The following is a 17,198-nucleotide window of genomic DNA, read 5'->3' on the forward strand; positions in this document are numbered from 1 at the left end:
TGACCTCGGCGTCACCGTTTTCCGCAGCTTTCCACATACCCCTTCCCCGTCCCCGTATCTGCGTATCTGCGTATCTGCGTATCCGCGTATCTGCAAGGGAACCCCCGTGACCAGACTCAGCGTCGAGATGCTGGCAGCGGACACCGTCGAGCCGATCACCTCGGCCGGACATGTCCAGCTGGGCATCGCCGTGCTGGCGGGCATCGCCGTCATCGTCCTGCTCATCACCAAGTACAAGCTCCACGCCTTCCTGGCCCTGACCGTCGGCTCGCTCGCGCTGGGCGCGTTCGCCGGGGCACCGCTGGACAAGGTGATCGTCAGCTTCACCACCGGCCTCGGCACCACCGTCGCCGGTGTGGGCGTGCTGATCGCCCTGGGCGCGATCCTCGGCAAGCTGCTGGCCGACTCCGGCGGCGCGGACCAGATCGTCGACACGATCCTCGCCAGGGCGGGCGGCCGGTCGATGCCGTGGGCGATGGTGCTCATCGCCTCGGTGATCGGACTGCCGCTGTTCTTCGAGGTCGGCGTCGTGCTGCTGATCCCGGTCGTGCTGATGGTCGCCAAGCGCGGCAACTACTCCCTGATGCGTATCGGCATCCCCGCGCTGGCCGGTCTGTCGGTCATGCACGGCCTGGTGCCGCCGCACCCCGGTCCGCTGATCGCGATCGACGCGGTGGGCGCCAACCTCGGTGTGACCCTCGCGCTCGGTGTGCTGGTGGCGATCCCGACCGTGATCATCGCCGGTCCGGTGTTCTCCCGGTTCGCCGCGCGCTGGGTCGACGTCCCGGCGCCCGACCGGATGATCCCGCAGCGCGCCTCCGAGGAGCTGGAGCGCCGTCCCGGCTTCGGTGTCACGCTGGCGACGATCCTGCTGCCGGTCGTGCTGATGCTGTCCAAGGCGCTGGTCGACATCGTGGTGGACGACCCCGAGCACGGTGTGCAGCGCGTCTTCGACGTGGTCGGCTCACCGCTGATCGCGCTGCTCGCCTCGGTGCTGCTCGGCTTCTTCACGCTGGGCCGGGCGGCCGGGTTCAGCAAGGAGCGGCTGTCGCAGACGGTCGAGAAGGGCCTCGTCCCGATCGCGGGCATCCTGCTGATCGTCGGCGCGGGCGGTGGCTTCAAGCAGACCCTGATCGACTCCGGCGTCGGCCGGATGATCCTGGAGATCTCCGAGGACTGGTCCGTCCCGGCGCTGCTGCTGGCCTGGCTCATCGCCGTCGCCATCCGTCTCGCGACGGGCTCGGCGACCGTGGCGACCGTCTCCGCGGCGGGTCTCGTCGCCCCGCTCGCGGCCGACATGTCCACCGCCCACACCGCTCTGCTGGTCCTCGCGATCGGCGCGGGCTCGCTGTTCTTCAGCCATGTCAACGACGCCGGCTTCTGGCTGGTGAAGGAGTACTTCGGCCTGGACGTCGGGCAGACGATCAAGACGTGGTCGGTGATGGAGACGATCATCTCGGTCGTGGCCGGAGCGATGGTTCTGCTGTTGTCGCTGATCATCTAGCGGCGCGCGGACCGGACCGAGAGGAAGCCGTCGTACTCCGGGTGCGGAGTACGACGGCTTCGGCGTGTCCGGGTGGGCCGGTCCGCGGACGGGGGCGGGCGGCGGCTTCGGCCCCTCGGGGCGCTGCGGGTCGGCAGGCGGGGGCGGCTTCGGCTCGTCCCGGTCAGGGCCGCCACAGCGGGTGTTCGCGCTCGGCCCACTCGCGGCTGACGCGCCCGGTGCGCAGACCGCGGCGGGCCTCCGGGTCGGCCAGGGCCATGCCGATGTGTCCGGCGAGAACGACACCGACGGTGAGCGCGAGCCAGTCGTGGACGAAGGTCGCGCTGGTCCGCCAGCGCAGCGGGGTGAGGTGGGTGAACCACATCAGCAGGCCGGTCCCGAGCATGACCAGGGTGGCGCCCGCGATCCAGGCGGCGTAGATCTTCTGCCCCGCGTTGAACTTCGCCGACGGGCGGGCCGAGGGACGCCTGTCGCGGCGCAGCACCGCGCGCAGCCAGAGCCGGTCGTGCGGGCCGAAGCGGTTCATGCGGCCGAGGTCGGCCCGCAGGGCGCGGGAGGCGAGCCCGGCGAGCAGCGGGACGGGCAGGGCGAGGCCCGAGAACTCGTGCAGCCGGACCACCAGGGCGCGGCGGCCCACCAGCTGGGCGAGCTCGGGGACGTAGAGGCAGGCGGCCGTGGCCACGCAGACGCCCATCAGGACGGCCGTGGTGCGGTGCACCCAGCGTTCGGCCGGGGTGAAGCGGGGCAGCCGGGCCCGCGCGTCAGGTCGTGGGGGCATCGTCACGTCCGTTCGAACGGCCGACCCAGGCGTCCACGTCGTAGCCGCGTTCCTCCCAGTAGCCGGGGCGCACCCGGTCGGTGACGGTGATGCCGGAGAGCCACTTGGCGGACTTGTAGAAGTACATCGGCGCCACGTAGAGGCGGGCCGGGCCGCCGTGGGCGTGGCCGAGGTCCTCGTCCTGCATGCGCAGGGCGACGAGCACGTCGGCACGGCGAGCCTGGGCGAGGGTGAGGCTCTCCGAGTAGGTGCCGTCGAAACAGGTGAAGCGGATCGCGCGGGCCGTCGGGCGCACCCCGGCCGCGTCCAGCAGCGCGGACAGCCGTACGCCTTCGAAGGGCGTGTGCGGGACCCGCCAGCCGGTGACGCACTGGACGTCGCGGACGAGCCTGCTCTGCGGCATGGCCCGGAGGTCGGAGAGGGTGTAGGTGGCGGGGCGGTCGACCAGGCCGTCGACGGTGAGGCGGTAGTCGGTGGCGTCCTTGCGGGGGACGGAGGAGGCGACCGAGTAGTAGCGGAAGCCGCCGCCGTTGGGGAGGAGTCCGGTCAGTCCGGTGGGGTCCCGGTCGGCCGCGCTGCCGAGGAAGGACTCCAGCGCGCGTTGCAGCGGGGGCGCGGCGACGACGCCGAGGACGCCCAGGCCGAGCGTGCCGAGGAAGACCCTGCGGCCGACGGGCTTGCCGGGAGGGTCCTCCGGGGCGGCTTCAAAGCCCGGGACGGCTTCGGGGCCGGGGACGGCCTCGGGGCCGGGGACGGCCTCGGGGCCGGGGACGGCCTCGGGGCCGGGGAGGCCTTCAGCGCCCGGGACGGCTTCAGGGCCGGGGAGCCGGCCGGGCTCCGTACCGGACCGGTCTTCGGGGGCGGGCCGGTCTTCGGGGGCGGGGGGCCGGCGGGGCTCCGTGCCGGGCCGGTCGTACGGCGCGGGCTCGGGTCGTTCCTCCGGCTCGGGTCGTTCGGGGTTCACCTTCTCATTCGAGCACCCGCGGCCCCCTGGGGCCAGGGTGCGCGGGTGCTCGTCAGAGTTCTGAAAGGTGTCCGGTGTCAGTTCGCCGACTCCGCCGCCTTGTCCAGCTGGAACGCCTCGTTGCCGAGTCCGATGCGGGCGTGCGCCTCGGGGTCGCGGGAGCGCAGGTACAGGCCGTGGGCCAGGCCCACGGCGACGGCGAGGACGACGATGCCGGGCAGGATCCAGCTCACCGAGGAGCCGGGGCCCGCGCCGATCAGGACGTCGATGTCCTTGACGGTGTAACCGGCGATCACCAGCAGGGCGACACCGGCCACGGCGGAGGCGGCCAGCCGCCAGGCCTGGGCGCCCGCGGCACCACGGCGGACGAAGAAGGCGACCACGGAGAAGGACGCCGTGGCCATCAGCAGGATCACGCCGAGCGCGCCGGTGTTGCCGGCCCAGGTGAACAGATGGAGGACCGGCGCGGTGGGGTCGCCGACCGGACCGTCGTCGGCGACGGCGAAGCCCGCGACGACGAGCAGCGAGACGACCGTCTGGAGCAGGGAGCCGGTGCCGGGCGCACCGTGGCTGCCGGTGGTACGGCCGAAGGCGGCCGGGAGGAGGCCCTCGCGGCCCATGGCGAAGGCGTAGCGGGCGACGACGTTGTGGAAGCTGAGCATGGCGGCGAACATGCCGGTCACGAACAGCACGTGCATGACGTCGGTGAAGGTGCCGCCGAGCCGGGACTCGCTGAGGAAGAACATCAGGCCGGCGCTCTGCTCCTGCGAGGCCTGCACGATCCGGTCGGGCCCGGTGGCGACGGTCAGCGCCCAGGAGCTGAGCGCGAAGAACACCGCCACGAAGCCGACGGCGAGGAACATCACGCGCGGCACGAGCACGTGCGGGCGGCTGGTCTCCTCGGCGTACACGGGGGCCTGCTCGAACCCGAGGAAGGCGGCGATGCAGAAGCACAGCGCGGTGCCCAGCCCGGCGCCGGTGAGGGTGTCCGGGTCGAAGGCGGCGAGCGACAGGCCCTGCGGGCCGGGGTCGGCGACCACGGCGATGTCGAAGATGACGACGAGGGCCACCTCGATCAGCAGCAGCACGCCCAGCAGCCGCGCGTTGACGTCGATCTTCAGCCAGCCGAGCGCGCCGACCGCGGCGGCGGCCAGCAGCGCCGGTATCCACCAGGCGACCTCGGCGTCGGCGTAGGTGGCGAGCAGGCCGGAGACCTCGAAGCCGAAGATGCCGAAGATGCCGACCTGGAGGGTGCTGTAGGCGACGAGGGCGAGGAAGGAGGCGGCCGCTCCGGCGGTGGGGCCGAGGCCGCGGGAGATGTAGGCGTAGAAGGCGCCGGCGTTGTGGACGTGCCGGCTCATCTCGGCGTATCCGACGCTGAACAGCACCAGGGTGACGCCGAGGGCGACGAAGAGCAGCGGCTGTCCGACGATGCCCATCACCGCGAATGCCGTGGGCATGACACCCGCGACCACCATGAGCGGGGCGGTGGCCGCGAGGACGGACAGCAGCAGGCCGCCCGTCCCGAGGCGGTCGGCGCGCAGGGCGCGCTCCTGGCCCTTGAACGTGCTGATGCCCTCGGCGCTGCCGGGGGCGTGGGTTCTCGAACTGCCCGTTGTCATCGGGGGTGTGTCCTTTCGGGGACCGGTGGGACCGTTCGGGGGGGGACCGGTGCAGGGGGTTCCGGGGCGTGCGGGGTGGTTCAGCCCGTGCCGAGCGCGAGGGCGCGCGCGGCGCGGAAGGCGGCGTGCGGGTCGCGGTCCGGGTAGGACCAGGGCTGCGGGGTCATGTGCTCCCCGATGCGGTGGAACAGGGCGGCCGCCTCGGCGCCGCGGCCCTCGCAGGACTTGGCGTGGGCGAGGAAGTTGAGGTCGACCAGGCGTCGCGGGTGGTCCTCGTGCTCCCACTCCAGCCACCAGTCGAAGGCGGCCTTCATCACCTGCCGGGCCCGGCGGCCGACCCAGTGGCCGGAGGCGGCCGGGTCGGCGCTCTCGTGGCCGGCGGCGGCGAGCACGCGGTAGCGCTCGGCGTGCGCGACGACCGGGAGGATGGCGAGCGGCGAGTCGGCGGGGGCCTGCTCGGCGGCCCAGTTGGCGAAGTCGTAGACCTCGTGCAGCGGGTCGGCTCCGGCCCCGGCGCGGGCCTCGGCGAGCCGGGCGACCATCAGGTGGTGGGCGTGGTGGTGCTCGGCGTGCCGGTGGCGGACCTCGTCGAAGGCCCGGGCCGCGTCCTGGTCGCCGCCGCGTTCGCGCTCCAGCATGAGCAGCCCGAGCCACGGGGTGGGGTCGCCGGGCAGCAGCCCCGCCGCGGTCCTGCAGGCCTCGCGGGCGCTGTCCGGCTTCTCCTTGCCGGTCAGGGCGCGCTGCACCAGCGACACGGCGAGCAGCACGCGGGCGTCGGCGGACTCGGGCTCGGCGAGGCGCCACTCGCGGGCCCAGGCGGCGCTGTACTTGTCGGCCGCCAGAACGGCGACGCGATGGCCGCGGCGGTCCCAGTCGTCACCGGTGAGTGCGAGCAGGCTGCGGGCGACCTGCCAGCGGCCCTGGGAGAGGGCGGCGCGCGCGGTCGCGAGGTCGGTGTCGTCGAGCGCCGCGTCGAAGGTCTGGGGCGAGCGCTTGCGGGCGCGGCCCAGGGGAGGCGGGGGTGGTGACACCGAGGGACATCCTCAGACGGTGATGCGCAGAGCCGGATAGGGCGGAGCAGGTATGCCGGGGACCGCTGACGGCGCGGTGGTCAGCCCCGTCATCAGCCGATCACGCACAGCAAACCCGCAGCCAAGGCCATCGTCAAGTGGCGAGGCCATGTGGCACGGTTCAACTGGCGTGACCAGTGGGACAGTTGTGACACCTGAGACCACATGGAGGGTGCGATTCCGACGCATTTCGCAGGGGGTCGGTGTGACGTACGTCATAGCGCAGTCCGCTTCCTCCCCTGACCATGGGTCGTACGGACGCGCCGCCACCGGAGCCCCCGGGTGCGCCGCGACCGTGCGCAGGGCGCCCGCCGCGACCGTGCGCGAGGCGCCCGTCCCGGGCACTGACCCGGGTCGCTCCCCGGCGCCGCCGGAGCCGGTCCCGGCTTCCGGACCCCTATCCGTCCGCGCCCTCCCCCGGCCCGGCCGGAAGATCCCGAGGTACTCCCCGCGTGTCGCTTCTGGTTCTGCTTCTCGCCGTCGGTGCCGCCTGCTGCCTGGGATTCGGGTTCGTCCTCCAGCAGAACGCCGCCCAGCACGCCCCGCGCGGCGACTTCCTCTCCCCCCGGCTGCTGCTCGACCTGATGCGGGTGCCGCGCTGGCTCGGCGGCATCGCCCTGATGGTCGTGGGCATGGCACTCGGCGCGGCGGCGCTCGGCCAGGGCGAGATCTCCTTCGTCGAACCGCTGCTGGCCACCAACCTCCTGTTCGCCCTCGCCCTCTCCCGCCGCCAGACCAAGCAGCCGCTGGGCCGCCAGGGCTGGGCGGGTCTCGCCCTGCTCGCGGGCGGGGTGAGCGCGTTCATCGTGGCGGGCGAGCCGACCGGCGGCAGCGCCGTCGCCGACCCGCTGCGCCCCTGGCTGATCATCGGCCCCATGGTGGGCCTGGCCCTGCTGCTCACCGCGTACGCCAAGCGCTCCCGCGCCGGCTCCGCCCCGACCCTGCTGGCCCTGGCCGCCGGACTGCTCTACGGCGTCCAGGACGCGCTCACCCGCGTCAGCGGCGAACGCTTCTCCGCCGGCGGCTTCGCCGAGCTGTTCACCGGCTGGCAGCCCTACGCCGTGCTGCTGCTGGGCGTCACCGGACTGCTGCTCGTCCAGAGCGCCTTCGAGACGGCCTCGCTGCGGGCCTCCCTGCCCGCGCTGACCGCGGCCCAGCCGCTGGCCGGCATCATCTGCGGCGTGGGCTTCCTCGGCGACCGGCTGCGCGCCGACGCGGGCGCGCTGGCCTGGGAGGCGGCCGGTCTCACCGCCGTGGTCGCCGGGATCGTGCTGCTCGGCATGCACCCCGCGATGCCCCGGGGCGTGGCGGCGGCCGCGGTGCCGGGCCGGGTGGCCCTCCAGACGCGGTAGGCGCCTCGCGTCACCGGCGCGGGCTGCTGGTTGGATGGCTCCCATGAGCGCTGACGAGATCCTCGACGTCGTCGACGAACACGACCGGGTCATCGGCCGGCTCCCGCGCGGGGAGGTCTACGCGCAGGGGCTGCGCCACCGGTGCGTGTTCATCCAGGCACGGGACGCCGAGGGCCGGATCTTCGTCCACCGCCGCACCGCGACCAAGCTGGTCTTCCCCTCGCTGTACGACATGTTCGTCGGCGGTGTCGTCGGCACCGGCGAGCCCTACGACGAGGCCGCCCTGCGAGAGGCCGAGGAGGAGCTCGGCGTGAGCGGCCTGCCGCGGCCCGCGTTCCTGTTCAAGTTCCTCTACGACGACGGGGCCGGGCGGAGCTGGTGGTCGGCCGTGTACGAGGTCCGGTGCGAGCCTCCGGTCCGGCCGCAGGCCGAGGAGGTCGCCTGGCACGAGTTCGTCACCGAGGAGGAACTGCGGGCGCGGCTCGGCGAGTGGGAGTGGGTGCCGGACGGGCTCGCGGCGTACGAGCGGCTGGCGGAGTTCCGGGCGACGGGGCGGGCCTCGGGCGTCTAGGGCCCTTCTGGCGGATCTCCGTGGGAGAAGGAGCGGCGTCCGGTGCGTGCGCTCGGTGTGCGGTATGGAGGTCGCGTGGCGGAGCCACCTGTCCCTTCGCGCCGTGCGGCTGGGGGTACCTCACACGCCCTTGAGGCGGTGGGGGAGTGCGTGCCGGGCGTCGTGACGCCGCGGAGATCCGTCAGAAGGGCCCCAGGGCGTATCGTCGGATTCCCGTCCCCGCCCGGAGCGCGGCCTCGCGGGCGGGACCCGGGAAGCACGCCCTGCGCCGGGCGCGCGCGGCCCGGCATCACGGCCGACGCCGGCGGCACCACGGGCGACGCCCGGCGTCCCCGTACCGGATAGGGTCCGTCGCGTGATCGAACTCGTGCGAAACGTCCGGATGTGGTTCGCGCCCGAGCGGATCCGTGCGGAGGGCGACACCCCGGACTACCGGTTCTCGCTGGCCAACGAGCGCACCTTTCTGGCCTGGCTGCGCACGGCGCTCGCGCTGATCGGCGGCGGGTTCGCGGTGGACCAGTTCCTGCCCGACCTGCGGTGGGGGTGGCGGGTCGGCCTCGCGCTCGCGCTGCTGGCGGCGGGCGTGCTGTGCTCGCTGCGCGCGGTGAACCACTGGGTGCGCTGCGAGCGGGCCATGCGGCAGGGCGAGGACCTGCCCTCGTCGCGCTTCCCGGCGCTGCTGAGCCTGGTCGTCGCCTTCGTGGCCCTGGTCATGGTCGTCGTGGTGCTGCTCGGGTGGGAGGGGTGAGCGGGGCCGCCCCGGAGCGCGACCCCGGGCTGCAGCCCGAGCGGACCCGGCTCGCGTGGCGGCGTACGACGCTGTCCTCCACGGTGGCGGCCGTGCTCGCGGTGCGCACGACCCTGCACGGCGGTGTCACGGTGGTCTCCGCCCTGGCGTGCGCGCTGTGCTGTCTGCTCTGGCTGGGCTTCCTGCTGGTCGCCCACGACCGGATCCGGGCCCTGTCGGCGCCCGGCCGGCCGCGTGTCCTCACCGCCCGCCAGGCCACCGCGGCGACGCTGTGCACGGTGGCCCTGGCGGCCTGCGCCACGGCTTTGGTGTTCTAGGGCCCTTCTGATGGATCTCCGCGGCGTCGCGACGCCGCGGAGATCCATCAGAAGGGCCCTGGGGGCGGGCTGCGAGAGTCCCGCCCGCCCCGGGGCGGACGACGGGACTCTCGACGGCGGCGGCCCGCACCTTCACGGGCACCGGGTCGGGCCCGGTCCTGGGGTCGTGGACGTCGGTGGACCCCGGGACCCCGGGTCCGCCGAAGCGGCTGTGGCCGATGGCCTCACGGCTCCGACACTCCGGCCGCCCGGGGAGGCACGCAGACAGCGTGTCCGATATGTTCCAGTTCGCGCATCCGACATTCGAAGGCTGGCGAGATGACCACCCTGCATCAGGAACACAGCACCCACAGCCACACCCACGGCCCCGACTGCGGGCACACCGAGGTGCCGCACGGCGACCACGTCGACTACGCCCACGACGGGCATCTGCACCGGGAGCACGGCGGCCACTGGGACGAGTGCGAGCCCGCCGGGCACAGCGCCCACGACGGGCACGACCACCAGCACGGCGAGAACTGCGGGCACAGCGCGGTCGCGCACGGCGACCACCTGGACTATCTGCACGACGGTCATCGCCACGCGGCCCACGACGGCCACTGGGACGACCACTGACCGGTCCCGGCCCCGCCCGGACACACCGTCGACGGCTCCTCGCGCGGGCGCGCGGGGAGCCGTCGGCCCGTCGTGGCACCGATCACGTTGGCTCTCCGCTCTGGACGGCATACCGACCAGTCGGCATCATGAATCGCAACCCGTTGACAGGCATGTAGGAGCGACGATGACCGACCATCCGCCCGGGCTCGACCTCGACCGGCTGCGCGGCCTGCTCGACCGCGAGCGGCCCGGCCTCGTGCAGGGCGCCCTCACCGGCCGGCTGATCGAGGGCGGACGGTCGAACCTGACGTACAAGGTGGCGGACGGCACCTCGCAGTGGGTCGTGCGACGGCCCCCGCTCGGCCATGTCCTGGCCACCGCGCACGACATGAAGCGCGAGTTCCGGGTGATCAGCGCGCTGCACCCGACCGACGTGCCGGTGCCGGCCCCCGTGCTGCTGTGCGAGGACGATGACGTGCTCGGGGCCCCGTTCTACGTCATGGACTTCGTGGCCGGGACGCCGTACCGCACCGCCGCCCAGCTGGCGCCGCTCGGCCCGGAGCGCACCCGTGACGCGGTGCTGTCGCTGGTGGACACCCTCGTCGGGCTGCACGCCGTAGACCCGGCCGAGGTGGGCCTGGCCGACTTCGGGCGGCCCGAGGGCTTCCTGGACCGGCAGCTGCGCCGCTGGGGCAAGCAGCTGGACGCATCCCGCAACCGCGACCTGCCCGGCATCGACGAGCTGCACGCCGCCCTCGGCCGCGCGCTGCCCTCCTCCCCCGCGCCGACCGTCGTGCACGGCGACTACCGGCTGGACAACGTCCTGATCGGCGCCGACGACAGGATCGAGGCGATCCTCGACTGGGAGATGTCGACGCTCGGCGACCCGCTCACCGACCTTGGCCTGCTGGTGATGTACAGCGCGCCGCTGGAGGTGCCGGACTCGCCGGTCAGCACCACCGCCACGGCCCCCGGGCACCCCTCCCCCGCCGAACTGATCGAGCGGTACGCCGCCCGCTCCGGCCGGGACGTCTCCTCGGTCGCCTGGTACACCGCCTTCGCCTGGTTCAAGCTCGCCGTGATCCTCGAGGGCATCCACTACCGCTACACGCTCGGCCAGACGGTCGGGCGCGGCTTCGACCGCATCGGCGAGCTGGTGCCGGTCTTCATCCAGCACGGTCTGACCACCCTCCAGGAAGGCTGACGGGACATGGACTTCGCGTTCGACGCGCGCACCGAGGAGCTGCGCGCCAGGTTGCTGGCCTTCATGGACGAGCACGTCCACCCGGCCGAGGCGGTGGCCGAGGAGCAGCGCGCCGCGCTCGCCTCGCCGTGGGACAACCCGCCGGTCGTGGAGGAGCTGAAGGCCGAGGCGCGCCGCCAGGGACTGTGGAACCTGTTCCTGCCGGACGCCGAGCACGGCGCGGGGCTGACGAACCTCCAGTACGCGCCGCTCGCCGAGATCACCGGCCGCTCCCCGCACCTGGCGCCGACCGCGCTGAACTGCGCGGCGCCGGACACCGGCAACATGGAGGTGCTGGCCCAGTTCGGCAGCGAGGAGCAGAAGAAGCAGTGGCTGGAGCCGCTGCTGGCCGGTGAGATCCGCTCGGCGTTCGCGATGACCGAGCCGGAGGTGGCCTCCTCGGACGCCACCAACATCACCACGCACATAGAGCGGGACGGCGACGAGTACGTCGTCACGGGCCGCAAGTGGTACATCTCCGGGGCGATGAACCCGGACTGCCAGATCTTCATCGTGATGGGCAAGACCGACCCGGACGGGCCGGACATCCGCCGTCAGCAGTCGATGGTGCTCGTGCCGCGTGACACGCCCGGTGTCACGATCACCCGGGCCATGAAGGTGTTCGGCTACGAGGACCACTACCACGGCGGTCACGCCGAGGTGGTCTTCGACCACGCGCGCGTGCCGGTGTCCAACCTGATCGGCGAGGAGGGCGGCGGCTTCGCCATCGCCCAGGCCCGGCTCGGCCCGGGCCGCATCCACCACTGCATGCGGCTGATCGGCATGGCGGAGCGCGCGATCGAGCTGATGTGCCGACGGGCCGTGTCGCGTACGGCGTTCGGCAAGGCGCTGGCGCAGCAGGGCGTGGTGCACAACTGGATCGCCGACGCGCGGGTGGCGGTCGAGCAGCTGCGGCTGCTGGTGCTGAAGACGGCCTGGCTCATGGACACCGTGGGCAACAAGGGCGCGCACACGGAGATCCAGGCCATCAAGATCGCCACGCCGCGCGCGGTGGTGGACATCGTCGACCGGGCGATCCAGCTGCACGGCGCGGGCGGGGTGAGCCAGGACTTCCCGCTGGCGGAGCTGTACGCGGCGGCCCGCACGCTGATGCTCGCCGACGGGCCGGACGAGGTGCACCAGCGGTCGCTGGCGCGGCGGGAGCTGAAGAAGTACCTGTAGGGGTCGCGGGCAGTACCCGGCAGTGACGTGTGCAAGGGGCGGCCGCCCAGGGCGGTCGCCCCTTACGTGTGCGCCGACGGATGCCCTTCACGTGTGCGCCCGCAGGTGCCCCCGTATGCGCGTCCGTGGTCGGCCCGTTACGGCCGCAGTGCCCTCAGCAGCAGGTCGGCAAGGTGGTCGGCGACCTGCTGGGGGCTCATCGGGCCGTCGGGGCGGTACCAGGTCGACAGGTGGTGGATCGAGCCGAAGTGGTAGTCGACCACCAGGTCGGCCGGGTTGGCCCTGGTGAAGACGCCCGCCTCCTGGCCCTCCTCGATCAGGGCGCGGAAGCGTTCGTGGTAGCGCCGCCGCTCGGCGCGGACCTGCTTGTTCTTCTCCGGGCTGAGCTGGTGCATGGACCGGAAGAAGATCATCGCGTCGTCGAGGTTCTCGATGGTGGTGACCACCACGTCGGCGGCCGCGTCGCGCACCCGCTTCTCGATCGGCTCGTCGGCGTTCGCGAAGGCGTCCAGGCGCTCCTGCTGGACGCGCAGCAGGCGCGCGTACACCTCGTGCAGGAGGTCGTCCTTGGAGCCGAAGTAGTGGTAGAGCGCGCCCTTGGTGACGCCGGCCGCCTCCACGATCTCCTGCACGGAGGTGCGGTCGTACCCCTGGTCGGCGAAGAGGCGGGTGGCGGCGGCCAGGAGCCGCTGCGGGACGGGCGTACCGTCCCCGTCCGTCGTCCTGGCCACTGCCGCCACCTGCCTTTCGGTTCATGCCCCGGGCGGTGTGCGCCGCGGGAAGTGCTTCCTGACGGGAGATCTTCCCACGGACGCGTCAGGCGCCGGACTCCCATGCCCGCTGGACCCGGTTCATGCCGCCCAGCCAGCGGTCGGGATCGGTGGCGCGGGCCTCGTAGAAGGCGGCCACCTCGGGGTGCGGCAGGATGAGGAAGCGGTCGTCCGCGATGCCCTTGAAGAGGGCCTCGGCGACGTCGTCCGGCTCGATGGCGGTGGGCACGAGCACCAGGTCGCCCGCGCTGCCGGTGGCGTCGAGCATGTCGGTGCGCACGCCCTGCGGGCAGACGGCGTGGACCTTCAGGCCGCGGTGGCGGTAGGTGAGCGAGAGCCACTCGGCGAAGGCGTAGGCGCCGTGCTTGGTGACGCTGTAGGGGGCGGCGCCGATCATGGTGAGCAGTCCGGCGGCGGAGACGGTGGAGACGAAGCGGCCCTCGCCGCGCTCCAGCCAGTGCGGGAGCAGGGCGCGGGCCGCGCGGACGTGGGCCATGACGTTGACGTCCCAGGCGAGGTCCCACACCGCGTCCTCGGCCGTCTCGGTGCCGCCCGAGGCGACGCCGGCGTTGGCGCAGTAGACGTCCACGGCGCCGCCGAGCGCGGCCCTGGCCTCCTCGACGATCAGCGAGGCGTCGCCGGGGACGGCGACGCCGCCGATCTCGGCGGCCACGGCCGAGGCCTTGTCCGCGTCGAGGTCGTTGACGACGACACGGGCCCCCTCGGCCGCGAAGCGGCGCGCGAGGGCGGCTCCGATGCCTCCTCCCGCCCCGGTGACGACCACTCGGGCATCCTGCACGGCTTCCACCATCGGTCTCCTTCGGCACACCGCGCCGCCGGGGACGGCGGCGCGCGACTGCGGGGCGCGCGGCACTGCGCAGCGCCAGACTAACCAGTCGGTATGTCGAGAGGAAGAGGCGGCTTTCGAGGGACGTCCCCGGTCGGCCTCGTTCCGTGCGGCCGGGCCCCGCGCTAGCGTGCGTGGGCATGACACCCGCTGGGATCACGGAGGTCACCGCATGAAGCTGTCCCGACGAAGCCTGCTCGCCACCACCGCCGCGCTGGCGGCGTCGACGGCCCCCGCCGCGGCCGCCCCCGCGGGTGGTGGGCGCCGGCTGCGCACCGGGTTCGAGCGCCTGGCCGCCGACGGGTACGCCGCGCTGGCGGGCCAGAAGGTCGGCGTCGTCACCAACCCCACCGGTGTCACCCGGGACGCGACGCACATCGTGGACGTCATGCACGCCGACGACCGGGTGGACCTCACCGCCGTCTTCGGTCCCGAGCACGGCTTCCGCGGCACCGCGCAGGCGGGCGGCTCCGAGGGCCGCCACGACGACCCCGCCACCGGGCTGCCGGTCTACGACACCTACCTCAAGAGCGGCCGCCCGCTGGCCGACGTCTTCACCGCCTCCGGCGTCGACACGGTCGTCTTCGACATCCAGGACGTGGGCGCGCGCTTCTACACCTACATCTGGACGCTCTACGACTGCATGGAGGCGGCCCGGCTCGCGGGGAAACGGTTCGTCGTGCTGGACCGGCCCAACCCGGTCACCGGGCGCTCCGCCGAAGGCCCCGTGCTGCACAGGGAGTTCGCCACCTTCGTCGGACGAGAGCCGATCGCGCAGGCCCACGGGATGACCGTCGCCGAGCTGGCGCTGCTGTTCAACGGGGAGTTCCTCGCCGAGCCGGTTCCGCTGCACGTCGTGGAGACGACGGGCTGGCGGCGGTCGGAGTTCCACGACGCCTCCGGGCTGCCCTGGGTGCCGCCCAGCCCGAACATGCCGACCCCGGACACCGCGCTGGTGTACTCGGGAACCTGCCTGTTCGAGGGCACCAACCTCTCCGAGGGGCGCGGCACCACCCGGCCGTTCGAACTCCTCGGCGCGGAGGGCCTGGACGGGCGCTGGGCCGCCGCCGCGAACGAACTGGAGCTGCCCGGCGTACGGTTCCGGGAGGCCTACTTCGCGCCGACCTTCTCCAAGTTCCAGGGCAGGACCGTCGGCGGCGTGCAGCTCCACGTCCACGACCGGGCCGCCTACGACCCCGTCCGCACCGGGATCGCGCTGCTGGTGACGGCCAGGCGGACCTGGAGCGGGTTCGCCTGGCGCGCCGACCACTGGATCGACAAGCTCACCGGCTCCACCTGGGTGCGCACCGCGATCGACGCGGGGGCCGACACCGACGAGGTGGTGGCGGGCTGGCAGGAGGAGCTGGCGGCCTTCCGGCGGGTGCGGCGGGAGTATCTGCTGTACCGGTGAGCCCCGGCGTATGGCCAGACGCCCCCGCCGGCAGGACGATGCGCCACACCGCGCGTGGTCCGGGGAACGAGGGGGCTTGTCATGGCAGCTGTGGAAATGAGCGTGGCTCCCTACTGGGAGCTCACCTTCGACGCGGACGGTGACGCCGACCGGCGCCGCCGGGAGCGGTTCCTCGCCGAGGTGGCGCGGCGCGGCGTCACCGACCTGGTGCTCGTCGCGCACGGCTGGAACAACGACCGTTCGACGGCGACCGGGCTCTACAGCCGCTTCCTGGAGCCGTTCCCCGCCCTCGCGCCGGGGGCGGTGCTCGGGTACGCGGGCGTGGTGTGGCCGTCGATGCGGTTCCCGGACGAGCCGATCCCGGACTTCCCGCGCGCGCTCGTCGCCCCGGCCGCGGGGGGCGGGCTCGACGGGGACACGCTGAACGCGCTGCTGGCGGCCTTCCCCGGCCGCGCCGACGTGGTGGAGCGGCTCGCCGCGCTGCTCGGCCGGCCGTCGCGCGGGGCCGGCGAACTGGACGAGTTCGGGCGGCTGGTACGGCTGCTGGTGGAGGAAGAGCGGGCCTGGCCGCGGGCGCTGACCGCCACCGACACCACCGGCGAGAACGGGCCCGCCATGCTGACCGCGCCCGTGGCGGAGGTCTGTGAGGACTTCGCGCGGGGGCTCGCCGTGTGCTCGGCGCCCGGCGGCACAGCCGCGTTCTCCCTCCCCGACCCGTGGGACGGGGCACAGGAGTTGCTGCGGCAGGCGACGTACTACGCGATGAAGCAGCGGGCGGGCACGGTGGGCGAGCTGGGGCTCGGCCCGGTGCTCGGACAGCTCGCCGAGGCGGCGCCGCGGGTGCGCGTGCACCTGGTCGGGCACAGCTTCGGGGCCCGGCTGGTGGCGTTCGCGCTGCGCGGTCTGCCCCGGGGCGTGCGCACGGTGAGGTCGGTGACCCTGCTGCAAGGGGCGTTCTCGCACTACGCGTTCGCCGAACGGGTGCCGGGCACACGCGCGCGTGGCGCGCTGCACGGGTGTCCCGCGCGGGTGGACGGCCCCCTCGTGTGCTGCCACTCCCGGCACGACTCGGCGCTCGGCACGATGTATCCGCTGGCCTCGCGGATGGCGGGCGACGACCGGTCCGTCGCCGTCGCCGGGTTCGGCATCGGGCGGGCCCTCGGGGCGAGATGGGGCGCCGTCGGGTTCGACGGCATCCAGGCGCTGCCGGGCACGCGCGTGTGCACGCTCGCCGACGCGGTGGCGGGCCGGGTGCCGGCGTCCGGGTGCGTGAACGTCGACGTGGCGTCCGTGGTGCGGCGCGGCGGCCCGCCCGCCGGTGCGCACAGCGACATCGTGCACCGGGAGCTGGCGCAGGTGGTGGTGGCGGCGGGCCGGATCGGGTGACGGCCCGCCGCCGGGTGCGGGATGGCGTCAGCGGTGCGGCCCTGGCCGGCGGGGACGCCGCCGGCGAAGGAGGTCAGTTCGCCGCGTCCGACGTGGCGGAAGACGTCCATCAGCCACAGCCGGTCCTCGGCCGCCGCGTAGCCGGCTCCGAACTCGGTGCCGTAGCGGGTGGTGCCGGTGATGTGCGGGACGCCCGTCTTCCTGTCGCGGACGATCGTGACGTCGGTGCGGCCGGCGGGGCGGACGGTGGAGGCGACCTGGTCGGCGGGGGCGCCGAAGGAGGCGTCGTTGAAGAACGCGGTGAGTGTGGACTCGGTGGGTGCGGGGTAGCCGGTGGCAGGCCTGGCGTAGGGGCCGAGCGGATCGGCGGAGTGCGTGGGTTTGGTGCCGAATGCCTGGTTGAGCGGGATCTGCGCGAGGGGCGCGTTGCCGTTCCGGCCCGGTGGCAGGACGTCCGCGCGGCGGCCGCCGCAGTGGTCCGCCACGGCCGCCGCGGCGGTGGCGGGCGCCGCCGCGGCGGGGCGGCCGGGGAAAGCGGAGACAAAAGACCGGCAATGAGGGTGCATACGGATGCCGTCTTCAGGAACTCGGCGAATCCGCGAGGAGTTCTCAGTCTGTCGAGCAGGTTGCGTGGGGTGTGCCGCGGCATGGCGGCTCCTACCGACGGGACGGGCGGAAGTCACCGCCGGTATCCCGCGTTCGAAGATGAACATGCGTCAGGTTTCCGGGCGGTCGCGGGGGCCGGGAACCGGGAGGGAGCCGAATCGGGTGTCGGTACGTCTATGGGGCGACGTCCGTACGACGACGCCGAACTGACCGAAGTACAGGTGCAGATG

At 73.4% G+C, this 17,198-nt stretch carries 15 protein-coding genes and 2 pseudogenes; 10 read left to right on the top strand and 7 right to left on the bottom strand.

Annotated elements, in window-relative coordinates; translation table 11 throughout:
- Positions 1-106 precede the first annotated feature (106 nt).
- Positions 107-1,504, top strand: coding sequence for a GntP family permease (locus ACFYR0_RS13500; protein ID WP_389325986.1), 1,398 nt, complete (start codon positions 107-109; stop codon positions 1,502-1,504).
- 163 nt (positions 1,505-1,667) lie between these two features.
- On the opposite strand, the gene ACFYR0_RS13505 is transcribed toward ACFYR0_RS13500, so the two are convergent.
- The 4 genes and pseudogenes from ACFYR0_RS13505 to ACFYR0_RS13520 form a co-directional block, all read right to left on the bottom strand.
- Positions 1,668-2,282 carry a cytochrome b/b6 domain-containing protein gene (locus ACFYR0_RS13505; RefSeq protein ID WP_386377047.1) on the bottom strand — a complete coding sequence of 205 codons (615 nt, stop codon included), beginning with the start codon at positions 2,280-2,282 and terminating at the stop codon, positions 1,668-1,670.
- Positions 2,266-2,967: pseudogene (locus ACFYR0_RS13510) on the bottom strand (molybdopterin-dependent oxidoreductase); the annotation flags it as partial. The pseudogene ACFYR0_RS13510 and the gene ACFYR0_RS13505, both read right to left, overlap by 17 nt.
- 356 nt (positions 2,968-3,323) lie before the next feature.
- Complete coding sequence (locus tag ACFYR0_RS13515; RefSeq protein ID WP_389325989.1) at positions 3,324-4,868, bottom strand: APC family permease; 1,545 nt, start codon at positions 4,866-4,868, stop codon at positions 3,324-3,326.
- 80 nt (positions 4,869-4,948) lie between these two features.
- Positions 4,949-5,899, bottom strand: a complete 951-nt coding sequence (locus tag ACFYR0_RS13520; protein WP_389325992.1) for a hypothetical protein — start codon at positions 5,897-5,899, stop codon at positions 4,949-4,951.
- A 491-nt stretch (positions 5,900-6,390) separates the two neighbouring features.
- On the opposite strand from ACFYR0_RS13520, the gene ACFYR0_RS13525 reads away from it, so the two are divergent.
- The 7 genes from ACFYR0_RS13525 (at position 6,391) to ACFYR0_RS13555 (ending at position 11,948) form a co-directional block, all read left to right on the top strand.
- On the top strand, positions 6,391-7,290 hold the full coding sequence (locus tag ACFYR0_RS13525) for a DMT family transporter (RefSeq protein ID WP_389325995.1): 900 nt from the start codon (positions 6,391-6,393) through the stop codon (positions 7,288-7,290).
- 43 nt (positions 7,291-7,333) lie between these two features.
- The gene (locus tag ACFYR0_RS13530; RefSeq protein WP_389325997.1) at positions 7,334-7,861 is read left to right on the top strand and encodes an NUDIX domain-containing protein; all 528 of its coding nucleotides are present in this window, start codon (positions 7,334-7,336) and stop codon (positions 7,859-7,861) included.
- Positions 7,862-8,216: 355 nt separating this feature from the next.
- Positions 8,217-8,609: a YidH family protein gene (locus tag ACFYR0_RS13535; RefSeq protein ID WP_389326000.1), complete on the top strand. Its 393-nt coding sequence runs from the start codon at positions 8,217-8,219 to the stop codon at positions 8,607-8,609.
- Positions 8,597-8,926 (top strand): DUF202 domain-containing protein, encoded by a 330-nt coding sequence (locus tag ACFYR0_RS13540; RefSeq protein WP_389326003.1) that lies wholly within the window; start codon positions 8,597-8,599, stop codon positions 8,924-8,926. Before ACFYR0_RS13535 ends, ACFYR0_RS13540 begins: the two co-directional genes overlap by 13 nt.
- 318 nt (positions 8,927-9,244) lie before the next feature.
- On the top strand, positions 9,245-9,541 hold the full coding sequence (locus ACFYR0_RS13545; protein WP_389326006.1) for a hypothetical protein: 297 nt from the start codon (positions 9,245-9,247) through the stop codon (positions 9,539-9,541).
- Positions 9,542-9,707: 166 nt separating this feature from the next.
- Positions 9,708-10,727: a phosphotransferase family protein gene (locus tag ACFYR0_RS13550; protein WP_389326009.1), complete on the top strand. Its 1,020-nt coding sequence runs from the start codon at positions 9,708-9,710 to the stop codon at positions 10,725-10,727.
- Positions 10,728-10,733: 6 nt separating this feature from the next.
- Positions 10,734-11,948 (top strand): acyl-CoA dehydrogenase family protein, encoded by a 1,215-nt coding sequence (locus ACFYR0_RS13555; protein ID WP_389326012.1) that lies wholly within the window; start codon positions 10,734-10,736, stop codon positions 11,946-11,948.
- A gap of 137 nt (positions 11,949-12,085) precedes the next feature.
- Here the strand turns inward: ACFYR0_RS13555 and ACFYR0_RS13560 are convergent, their stop codons facing one another.
- Entirely contained in the window at positions 12,086-12,679 is a 594-nt protein-coding gene (locus tag ACFYR0_RS13560; RefSeq protein WP_389326015.1) for a TetR/AcrR family transcriptional regulator, read from the bottom strand.
- An 85-nt stretch (positions 12,680-12,764) separates the two neighbouring features.
- The gene (locus tag ACFYR0_RS13565) at positions 12,765-13,529 is read right to left on the bottom strand and encodes an SDR family oxidoreductase (protein ID WP_389326018.1); all 765 of its coding nucleotides are present in this window, start codon (positions 13,527-13,529) and stop codon (positions 12,765-12,767) included.
- 208 nt (positions 13,530-13,737) lie between these two features.
- On the opposite strand from ACFYR0_RS13565, the gene ACFYR0_RS13570 reads away from it, so the two are divergent.
- Complete coding sequence (locus ACFYR0_RS13570; RefSeq protein WP_389326021.1) at positions 13,738-14,976, top strand: exo-beta-N-acetylmuramidase NamZ domain-containing protein; 1,239 nt, start codon at positions 13,738-13,740, stop codon at positions 14,974-14,976.
- 81 nt (positions 14,977-15,057) lie between these two features.
- Positions 15,058-16,362, top strand: a complete 1,305-nt coding sequence (locus ACFYR0_RS13575; protein ID WP_389326024.1) for a serine-threonine protein kinase — start codon at positions 15,058-15,060, stop codon at positions 16,360-16,362.
- 38 nt (positions 16,363-16,400) lie between these two features.
- Here ACFYR0_RS13575 and ACFYR0_RS13580 read toward each other — a convergent pair.
- A pseudogene (locus ACFYR0_RS13580) lies at positions 16,401-17,011 on the bottom strand (penicillin acylase family protein); the annotation flags it as partial.
- Between the last annotated feature and the right edge of the window lie 187 nt (positions 17,012-17,198).

Source organism: Streptomyces sp. NPDC005017, from assembly GCF_042873115.1.
Classification (GTDB): domain Bacteria; phylum Actinomycetota; class Actinomycetes; order Streptomycetales; family Streptomycetaceae; genus Streptomyces.